Origin of the sequence: Coleofasciculus sp. FACHB-712 (assembly GCF_014695635.1) — a bacterium.
Lineage (GTDB): Bacteria > Cyanobacteriota > Cyanobacteriia > Cyanobacteriales > FACHB-T130 > FACHB-T130.
Genome location: NZ_JACJOQ010000487.1, coordinates 1 through 9,890, shown reverse-complemented (window position 1 = coordinate 9,890; position 9,890 = coordinate 1). Strand labels below are relative to the sequence as shown.

The window sequence follows — 9,890 nt, the reverse complement described above, 5'->3', positions numbered from 1 at the left end:
TAAAGGCGTACCTTTACTAAATCTTTATTTTTTTATAGACAATCTTTACTGAATATTTATAGATAAAATCAACCAGTTATGCTGAGTATTAAGCCGTTTGTAGCAGTGAGCGTTTATAGAGAAATGGCACTGACATAAGGAGAAATGCGAGAATTCGTAAGTTTGTTCCGTGCGACTAAGCGTTACCCAACAGTTCAAAGGGTTTGGCTGGGTTCGTCGAAGGAAATCCAGCCTACGAGCTTCAGGCTTAAGTCAGTGACTCATGGCAAAGGTAAAAATTAAGCCGTAACCAGTAACGATAGCGATCGCGTCTGGGAATCCACTATCGTCAACGAGAATCTAGATGAAGTATTCCCCAAATCGCTATTGATGCCAAGTAATCCGGGAGAGCGATCGCACTCTTTCTCTATTCAAGACACCGACACACCGAAGACAATATTCTTTCAAAAGGATAAATAAATTAGCAATCGACATTAGGCAATATGTGTCTTTGCCTTGTGTTCTGCCAAATTGGGAGCCTTTTTAAACCAGTCTATCAAAGTTGCAATATCACGACGCTCTGTAGTCAACAGTCCAAGTTCTTCGCGGTAATCATCCGACTTACGAGGCTTGGAGCAAAGAACATTACAACTTCCCACTACAGCAAAATTTTCACATAAAAACACTTTTGCATGAGTGCCAATAAGCTTAAGCCTAAATGTATTAGGATAGCTTTTTCGTAGTTTTTGCAACTCGTTTATGGCGTTGTATTGCCAAGGCATCGGCGTACTGAAACTCCAATATCCATTTCCAGGTTTAATTATGCTGCCTATGTCTCGTTGAAAGCCCCAACCCATGTCTATATGAACTTCTCGCTCTAAGCAATCTATCATCCCTTGAATCATCTCATCATTGATGCCGTACCGAGTAATCCAGGGATTGACGATAATCACCTGCTTTCTAGCTTCCTTCAAGACTTTTAGGCACTGGTTTCGATGACCCGAATGACCAATCACTACCCTTGACTCATCAGGTTGATCTTCCAAAAGTCGCTGGTAAGTTGCAGCAACTTTTCGATCCACATTGTTGTAGAGTGCTGCAACTGACAACATTACTTGCTCTGAACGCTGTCGCAGGTCGGCTAGCTGTCTGATAACCGAGAAAACATCGCTATGCAGCTCTGCCCGGAAGTCTGCTAAGTCACATAATTCTGGATGTTCCTCAAAAGGAAAATTGGCTAACACCATTTATAGATTAACTCCTTCGCTTTAAGTGGGATGCTTCATAGCGTATCTGGCTCACCTGGTTGCAGTCTCCTCACGACCGTGAGTAATATCGTGAGTAGTCTCTTTACAGCAGTCTTGTTAAAGTCAGATTTAAGAACTTTGCGGAGACTGTGATCCATGCGATCTATCTCAAACCCGCCTGAAGATAAATTTTTAGAAGCGCCTAACTACTGGAATTTAGAAAAACTGTATATAGATTTAGCTAGAGTCAACGGTGGAAAACCGATTACTCCAAAGCAGAAATATTTGTTAAAGGGAATCCTTCTATACAACAGTCCTAGTGAGATAGCCAAGATATGTGGCTATGGAGGGAAGAATCCTGCTGAGTCAGTTAAACAGACTTTACAACCAGTTTATCAACTCATAAAAACTCTGTACAATATCCCGAGTGAAACGCGCATAGTTTATAACAAGCTTCCTTTTCTCCTTAATGAATACTCTTTGAGGAACAAGAATCAGCTACAGAATCACTTTCAAGTAACTCATATTTCGGAATGTTCTCAAGAAACAGAGCAAAATGAGCAGCTAGCCACTACTTCTTCAGATAATCCAACTTGGCAAACCATAGAAGATGTCACGCTATATATAGAAAAATTTTTTCAGCACTGTGAGCAAGAAGAGTATATCAAGGCTTTATACACAATTTTTGATGGTGATAATTATGACAACTGTGTATATAAGTTTTTGTGGTTGCATGGCTACAACGCTCTTATAGTGAGTCTGTATGAGCGGTTGTTGCAGTCATGGCAACCAAGAAAGTCAGAAAAGTGGGAATTTGAGATTGCTCTTACTTGTTTGGGTGGTGCTTACCATCGCTTAGGAGAATACCAGAGGGCAATTGATTACTACGAGCATTCTTTGGAAATCGCACTGGAGATCGACGATATAAACGGTGTAGCTGGTTCTCTAGTGAATCTAGGTTTGGTCTATGATTCCCTAGAGCAATACCAGGAAGCAATTGAGTACAGCTATCGAGGGCTATATATGGCACGAAAGATTGGTAATAGAGAATTTGCAGCCAATGCGCTGCATAATCTAGGTTCTATTCACAACTCCCTAGAGCATTACCATCTAGCTATTGACTACTATTACCACTCTCTAGAAATTAAACAGAACTTAGGCAACGAGCAGGAGGATGCGAGTTCTTTAATTAATATAGGCAACGCTTACCGAAATTTGGGGGAATACCAGCAGGCGCTTGAATTCCTTCCACAGGGAATAAAAATTGCACGCCAGAACGGTCATCACGAATTTGAAGCTAATGGTTGGTTTAATTTGGGACTTACTTTAGAAAATCTAGATCAAGAGTCAGAAGCTATCCTTGCTTATAAAAATGCTTATGCACTCTTTAAAGAAAGGGGATTTGATGCAGAAGCAGAGGATTGCAAGAATGCGATTCAGGCTCTTTCTGAAAGCATCCATGATGACGAGGATTGAGCGCTCGTTTCCTCCTCAAACTCAAAGCATCCTCCCCTACCACCCACAAACTCAGCAGAAAAAGTGACAATCAAGCTATAACTAGCAAAGGATAAAGTCATGGCTGAAGTAGAAATCTATAGCGCAAGCGTGTGTCCCTATGCCCATCGGACGCGGTTGGCGCTGCTTGAGAAAGGTGTAGAGTTTAAACTGACCGAGATTGACTTGCACAATAAGCCGGAGTGGTTCGCGGATGTCTCGCCTTATGGCAAAGTTCCAGTCATTAAATACGGTAGCGCTGCGTCTGGGAATCCACTATCATCTCTTATTGATCAACAGTCGCGATTTCCTTACCTGGAAGATTCCTTTAATAAATAATGTTCTACCGTCCCTTTGTCATCTTGATAAGTCTTTGAGTAATTTTCGTCGATGTAAGTGTTGAATTGACTATTACTCTTAAATGTTTCAATCCATCTTGCTAGGACAATTTGTTCGGGACGATACTTTTTCAAAACAGCAATAATATCATCGAAAGTCAAATTTCCCGATTTAAATCGTTTATCTGACATAACGGCAAGTTCTGGAGGAACCGGCAAACCCGCATAAAATGCGTATATGGGACGATCCGTGAATATCCATTGAGTGGAATCCTTGTGTTTCAAGACTAGATTCATAACTTCAAGACTTTTCGGTGGTCTTCCTTTAGGCTTAGCAGGAATCGCAATCATCGACACAATCAAAAGCGCTGTTGCTAAGACGGGAAAAATTAGCTTTTTGAAATTTAGCGATTTTAGATTAGAATTCCACCCTTTTGGAAACAAATTAATTACTAAAGCAATTCCATAGGCAGCTAACCAGCAGATAGGAATCGCCAGTAAAGGATAGTAGTGATACCAAACAGGTTTATGCTTGAGGAGAATTAGGCTAATAGTTACCAGCCATGTTAAAGGAAAAATTCCCGCTCTTTGTTTTTTAAATAAAATTACTAAAGTACCGATGAATGCCAAAAATACATAGTCATAGTCTTGATAAAGAAAATAAGGTAAATTCTCAATGTTATTAAAATTTGTTGATTGACCTTGAACTCTCTCTCCCAAGTGTGCTTGAACTAGCTGTTCATAATTAAAAGCTTGAAAAATTAAGCTAATTCCTAGATAGATAACTACAAGAAAAATTAACCATAAAAGCAGGGGAGATAAAACAGAGGACGGAAAAAAGTTTTTTGATTTACTTCCCTCCGGTTCTCGGAGTTTAAAATCCAGCAGATAAAAAATCATTAAAGGAACCAGAAATATAGTAAATAGTTTCGTTTGCAAGGATACTGCTAAAATAGCTCCTGATAAAATAATGAAACGCTTACGACGCTGCCGTTTGTAGAGAATTAGCAAATAAATAGAGAACATTGCCAGAGATAGAGAGGGAATCCCAATCATCACGGAAATGCTGAGTCTAAGAAATAACCATGAAGTGAAGAGTAATACTGTAGCGACAAAGGCAGGTATTCTTCCTAAAGAGAAGCGTATAATTTGATAAAAAGACCAGATTAGAAGTGCTGAAAAGAGTATAACCAACACCCGTGCCGCAAAAACTGAATATCCAAATATATTAAACCAGTAAGATAAAAAGACGGTGAATAGAGGTAGTTGATCGTTCCATATCTGCGTGTATAGAGAAAAGCCTTGCGAGTATAAAAGCGCTTTTATTAAATTTAATCCCTCGTCATAATCGAATTCAAAGGCTTGTTGAACTGGTCTGATGGCAAGTACAAAGCCAACATAGAAAAATAGGATGAATATGTGAAAAAAGATATTTTTTAAATGGGTCATGCTTAATAAAAATTTTAAGTTTATAGGCAGCGAAAGCCTAAAGTTGGTAATTCATGAGCGCCTAATGGTAAAGGAAGAGGCTATTTTTAATACATTTTAAAAACTAATTGCACTCCGGAAACCCACCCCATCCCTCCCCGTAAACGGGGAGGGAGAAAAGAGAACGGTATAAATCCTAGTTTAGGGGGCTTATATAAATTTTCACAAGCGAGATGTGCCTAATTAAATAACTAGCAGATAAACCTTATGTAGATTTTTAGGTAATAGGTAAAATTAGCCAAGCGTCTGTATTATGTATCTGGCTTTATTACCTCCAACTCACTAATGATTGCTTGGGTTCCTGGGGAATTTCCGACCGCATCGCGGACTTCCAATGCTTGTCCGTTGCTGGGCAAATACCACCCTACCTCAAGACGGTAGCGATTAGGTGGTTTACCGGGTGTAACTGTAAGTTTATGGACATCCCGTAAGACTGTACCTGAAGTTACTTTATCTGTGAAAAAATAGCCATCCAGCGGACGTGCATCGGAACGATTTTGTAGGTTTCCTTGCCTGTCGCGCAGACTGATGTTAATCGTCATATCAGGGGGTATCGGTGCCAAAAATTTCCAGTAGAATGTCAATACCAGCACTTCACCGGGCGAGAGTTTAGAAGTATTCAGGTCATAACCGAGCAATCGCACTTGCTTGCCGAAAGATATAGAAAGCGGAACCTGAATGCGTTCTAAATCCTCCGGTAAAGGCACCGGGCCAGGATACACTCGTGCATAGTCAATATCGTGCAATCGTGCCGCATACAACGGTTGCTGAGGGGCAAAGTAAGCGATCGCTTTCGGTTCTGGCAACTGACGTTGGAATTGGTTGTAGTACAATACCACGCGATTCGCTGTCGTCCAAGGTTGAGGATCGGGCAGGATATCTTTTTCTATCGGTAAAGTTTGACCGTGAAAATAGGCGGCAAATGAGGAACTATACCAACTGGCGACTTTGATTTCTTTCGCATTGGGTGACTGATTCAACCATTTAGCGGCTAAGTCAAGACCCTCACCTTGACCGATCATAAATATGTGTTTGGCAGCACCCGAACCGCCCAGCAAAGGGTTGTAATAGCTCAGGTAATAAGGATAGTAGGGGATAAGGACGATGAGTTGTAATCCGAAAAGGGCGATCGCTGTCGTTACGCCTCGGTTGATTCCCCACTGACCAATGTGATGCTTCTCGAAGCGATGCCGCAGTGCCTCCGCGCCGCGTCCGACCCAAACCACTATTTCTAGCCAGCCAACCGCAGATAGCAGTGCTAGCACTGGCAAGAAAAGATTAATGTAACGGTCAATTTTACTGTCGCTGACTGAGAGGATGAGCAGCACGCACAAGGGTACTAAAGCGAGTGCCGTTACTTCCGGCATCTTCTTTTGGTGACGCCGTAGCTTGGGGATTAGCAATATCGCTAAAAATGCCAGCAACCCCACTTGCAGAACGGGTGAGAGACGATACGCCAGCACTAGCGGATAAAAAAGTAGTCCCGGCGAATCAGTGATTTGCCCTAAAAAGAAAAGTACGCCTCTGGCTGACTCTTTCAACAGACCTTTATAAATCTGCGCCACAACATAGGAGGGGGACACCCACATCGCAGGCCAAATTAGAACGATTGTCCCTAAAATGCTCAATCCCCACCACCTGAAATCCGCCAACTGCCGCTTCCAACCCCTTTGAGGAAAGCGGGTTCGCCAGATTCCCGACTCAATTAGCACGATCCAGATCGCGATCGCTGGCAAGATAAATAGAGCCGTCACTTTTGTTGCTGTTGCCAGTCCCATAAATACCCCAGAGGCGACAAGCAACTGGCGACGATAGCGATCGCTCCGCAGATACAGTAAAAATAGCAGCAACGCCAAAATACTAAAATCCGCCATCAGCGCGTCAGTAGTGAGGTAGCGCTGATAAGCTAAAAAGAAGGGTTCTAGTAGCAGTAGGCTAAGAGAGCATAGCGCGACGGATTGCCCCAACAGCCGCTTCGTGAGGATATAAAAACTTACCATACACGCTGAAGCGATCGCACCCTGTAGCAAGCGCGGCAGCACGTAGAAGAGGATGGGGAACTGAACTTGGTTGAAACAGGCATCCAGGTCTAGTGGCTGATTCAGACCTAGCAAACTTGGGAAGTGCTTTTGCAACCGACAATTCGCTAACATACTGCTGCCAATCACCCACATATTGGTGACGCCTGGATGATGACGGCGATAGGTGCCAGTTAAATCTCCCTCCAGCAAGTTCTGTATAAAGGTGCTACCGCGAGTCATCCACAGCACTTCATCAGAATTGATGGGAACGGTAATTGCCAGGATGCGTAGCGTCAGCGACACCAGAAAGATGCCGAGCAAAAGAGGAGAGCCTTTTATTTTGATCAATAGAAGTATGTGACTTTAAATTAATAGCCCATTCTCCGACTTTTAGAGGCTGTTTGTAAACATCGGTGAGCAGATAGCCTTGATCTAGCAGTTCTATATAATTCCGAAATGCGAAATCCCCGGATTCTTCAAGAATTCGGGGATTTAAAACTGTTAGGCTCTCATACCTTAAATAGGATTGCCCTATTAAGCTTGATTCGTGATAAAAAAAGTTTACTTCCCAGACAACAGTAACTCTATCACTTCAAACGCCCAGAACGTAGGATGCTTACAATTAGCCACAAACCCAGGAAGCTAGCAGCAGCAAATAAACCATTGCTTAATAAAGATAGCCCCCCTCCTGTTTGAGCATTGCTGGAGATAATCGCCGCCCCGATAATTAGGGAACCCACGACAACACTAAAGGAAAGGCGGTTAGCAGAGTTCTCCAAACTGCGACGAAATGGAACGATGTCTGGCATCTTGATATTCCACTTCAACGTTTCAGAAGTGATTCTTTCGAGCAGCAACTCCACTTGGCGGGGAGATTCCAAAGACAAACTTTTAATATCTAAAGCTGTTCTCAGCAAAGCTTGTAACGGGTCATCCCCGAATAATTGACGCCGGAATAAATCGGTCATCAAAGGCTTAATTTCCTCGATGAGATTTAAGTCTGGGTCAAATAAATGCCCTGTTCCCTCTAAATTTGCTAGCGTTTTTGAATATAATCCCATATTGCTAGGCAACCGGATTTTATTGTCGCGGGCGACTTGCAACACTTCATAAAAAACTTGACTCAAATTGATTTGTGACAGACTCAGGTTGTAATACTTTCGCAACAGCTTTTCAAAGTCACTTTCTAACTTTGCTAAATTTGCTGGTTGAGCCGATTCAGCTAATTGCAAAGTCAACTGACTACAGCGACGGGCATCAATATTTGCGATCGCTAACAGCATCTCCGTTAAAATCTGCTGAGTCCGGGGGTCTAGTCGCCCGATCATCCCAAAGTCAAGCAGCGCTACGCGACCATCTCTCAGATAAAAAATATTGCCTGGATGCGGGTCAGCGTGAAAGAAGCCGTCAAGATACAACTGTTGAAAGAAAACGCGACACAGTAGCCGAGTGATGTCTCGCCGCTGGTCGCTGGGGCTTTTACCATCGTTGATTTGCTCGAAATTTGCCTCTAGCAACGGTACCCCATCTAGCCATTCCAGTACCAATAGCTTTTGGGTGGTTAACTGCCAAATAATTTCCGGAATCACCACCTGCTTCGGGTCAAACCAGCGGCTGGTCGATAAATTGCGGCGTAGCTGGTTGGTGAAATTGGCTTCTTGGGTAAAATCAAGCTCAGCCAGCAAAGCATTAGAAAATTCGTTCGCTAAAGCGACAATATCGATATCTGGCCCAATATCGGTGCGAGCAACTAAATCGGCTAAACCTTTAATGATGGAAATATCTTGAGAGATAATCGCATCAATTCCCGGTCGCTGCACCTTCAGAGCCACTTCCCGCCCATCTGCTAAGGTGGCGCGATGCGTCTGAGCAATTGAACCAGCAGCAACCGCCACCGGGTTGATGGTGCTGAAAACTTCCTCCATCGGACGATCCAATTGCTTCCGAATCACCACTTCAACCTCTGACCAAGGCACGGGCGGTACCTCAGATTGAAGCGTTGACAGTTTTTCAATGTAGTCCGCCGAGAGTAAGTCAGGGCGAGTCGAGAGCAGTTGCCCCAGCTTGACATAGACTGGCCCCAAATCCACTAAGATGTTGCGAAGGACGGCGGGAGTCGGCAGCCTCGGTTCATCAGCTTTGCCGCCGGTCAAGAGCCGTCTCATGTAGTCCCAACCGTTGCGGAAGACGACCTCAAGGATTTCTCTTTGGCGAGAAGTGGTTTGGGTTAAGGAAAACACGGGTTTTAAGGGATAGCTAATGGAATCATGGAAGTCTGGCTAATGGGTCTTGAACAATTCGCAATTCGCCATTAGCCATCATCCCTCTTATTAATACTTCATACTTCCAACTTCTGCCTTCCGTTGGAGGGTAGATTACAGCAACTTTTCAAGCTTCGGATCGGTTCGTAGCAACTCAAGAACCTTTTTGATTTCTTGGGTGCGGTCTTTTTGGACAATCAGCGTGACATTGCGATCGCGCACAATCACCACATCCTCCATCCCAATCGTCACGATTACCTCATCCTCACCCTCGGCGTAGAGAATCGCCCCTTGCGTATCCATTCCCACGTGAGTCGCCAGTTCCACGTTTGGTTTGTCCCCTTTCAGCAACCGTTCGATGGCGTTCCAATCTCCCAAATCGTCCCAGCCAAAAGACACTGGCAGCACATAAGCTAGCTGCGTCTTCTCCATCAGCGCATAGTCGATACTCTTCTTCGGCACCTGAGAGTACGCTTCGACACCTTTTTCTTCGAGAAGATCCATCATTTCCGGCGCGTAAGTGCGAAGTTCATCTAGCACGACCCCAGCTTGGAAGATGAACATTCCGCTGTTCCAGCTGAATCGCCCTGTTGCCAAAAACTCCTCTGCTGTGGGGCAGTCGGGTTTTTCCGTGAATCGGCTGACGCGGTAGGCAGGAAATTCCCCAACCTTGCCAATTTCCTCGCCTTGCTCAATGTAACCATAGCCCGTCGATGGATAATTCGGCTGAATCCCCAATGTCACAATCGACGGCTGAGTTGCTGCCAAAGTAGCACCGGCTTCCAGCGTTTGTTGAAAAGCCTTCTCGTCTGCAATCCAATGGTCGGCGGGGAAAAAGCCGACAACCGCGTTTTCTCCATACCGCTTGGCAATTTCCAGTGTTGTCCAAGCGACCGCTGGGGCAGTATCGCGCCCCTCTGGTTCAACGAGCAAATTTTCTACGGGTAGGTGGGGCAGTTGTTCTTTCACCCCATCTGCCAGCAAAGCCGAAGTAACGACCCATAGCTTCTCCCAGCCTCCAGCCAGAGATAACAGCCGGTCGGCAGTTGCTTGCAGTAAACT

At 44.1% G+C, this 9,890-nt stretch carries 7 protein-coding genes; 2 read left to right on the top strand and 5 right to left on the bottom strand.

Features of this window, described 5'->3' with window-relative positions; genetic code table 11:
• Window positions 1–473 precede the first annotated feature (473 nt).
• Entirely contained in the window at window positions 474–1,226 is a 753-nt protein-coding gene (locus tag H6F50_RS16040) for a hypothetical protein (protein WP_190429461.1), read from the bottom strand.
• 156 nt (window positions 1,227–1,382) lie between these two features.
• On the opposite strand from H6F50_RS16040, the gene H6F50_RS16035 reads away from it, so the two are divergent.
• Window positions 1,383–2,702 (top strand): tetratricopeptide repeat protein, encoded by a 1,320-nt coding sequence (locus tag H6F50_RS16035; RefSeq protein WP_190429460.1) that lies wholly within the window; start codon window positions 1,383–1,385, stop codon window positions 2,700–2,702.
• Between the two features lie 99 nt (window positions 2,703–2,801).
• Window positions 2,802–3,059, top strand: coding sequence for a glutathione S-transferase N-terminal domain-containing protein (locus H6F50_RS16030; protein WP_190429459.1), 258 nt, complete (start codon window positions 2,802–2,804; stop codon window positions 3,057–3,059).
• On the opposite strand, the gene H6F50_RS16025 is transcribed toward H6F50_RS16030, so the two are convergent.
• From H6F50_RS16025 to H6F50_RS16010, 4 genes are all read right to left on the bottom strand, one after another.
• Entirely contained in the window at window positions 3,032–4,507 is a 1,476-nt protein-coding gene (locus H6F50_RS16025) for a glycosyltransferase family 39 protein (RefSeq protein WP_190429458.1), read from the bottom strand. The genes H6F50_RS16030 and H6F50_RS16025 overlap by 28 nt on opposite strands.
• A gap of 290 nt (window positions 4,508–4,797) precedes the next feature.
• Window positions 4,798–6,915, bottom strand: coding sequence for a glycosyltransferase family 39 protein (locus tag H6F50_RS16020; protein WP_199292194.1), 2,118 nt, complete (start codon window positions 6,913–6,915; stop codon window positions 4,798–4,800).
• A 239-nt stretch (window positions 6,916–7,154) separates the two neighbouring features.
• Window positions 7,155–8,807 carry an AarF/ABC1/UbiB kinase family protein gene (locus H6F50_RS16015; RefSeq protein ID WP_339380518.1) on the bottom strand — a complete coding sequence of 551 codons (1,653 nt, stop codon included), beginning with the start codon at window positions 8,805–8,807 and terminating at the stop codon, window positions 7,155–7,157.
• 135 nt (window positions 8,808–8,942) lie between these two features.
• On the bottom strand, window positions 8,943–9,890 hold a 948-nt coding region (locus tag H6F50_RS16010; RefSeq protein WP_190429457.1), incomplete at its 5' end, for a sugar phosphate nucleotidyltransferase.

Excerpts from the sequence above, each read along its gene's own strand:
- H6F50_RS16040 (WP_190429461.1), bottom strand. The coding sequence starts at position 1,226 with ATGGTGTTAGCCAATTTTCCTTTTGAGGAACATCCAGAATTATGTGAC.
- H6F50_RS16035 (WP_190429460.1), top strand. The coding sequence starts at position 1,383 with ATGCGATCTATCTCAAACCCGCCTGAAGATAAATTTTTAGAAGCGCCT.
- H6F50_RS16030 (WP_190429459.1), top strand. The coding sequence starts at position 2,802 with ATGGCTGAAGTAGAAATCTATAGCGCAAGCGTGTGTCCCTATGCCCAT.
- H6F50_RS16025 (WP_190429458.1), bottom strand. The coding sequence starts at position 4,507 with ATGACCCATTTAAAAAATATCTTTTTTCACATATTCATCCTATTTTTC.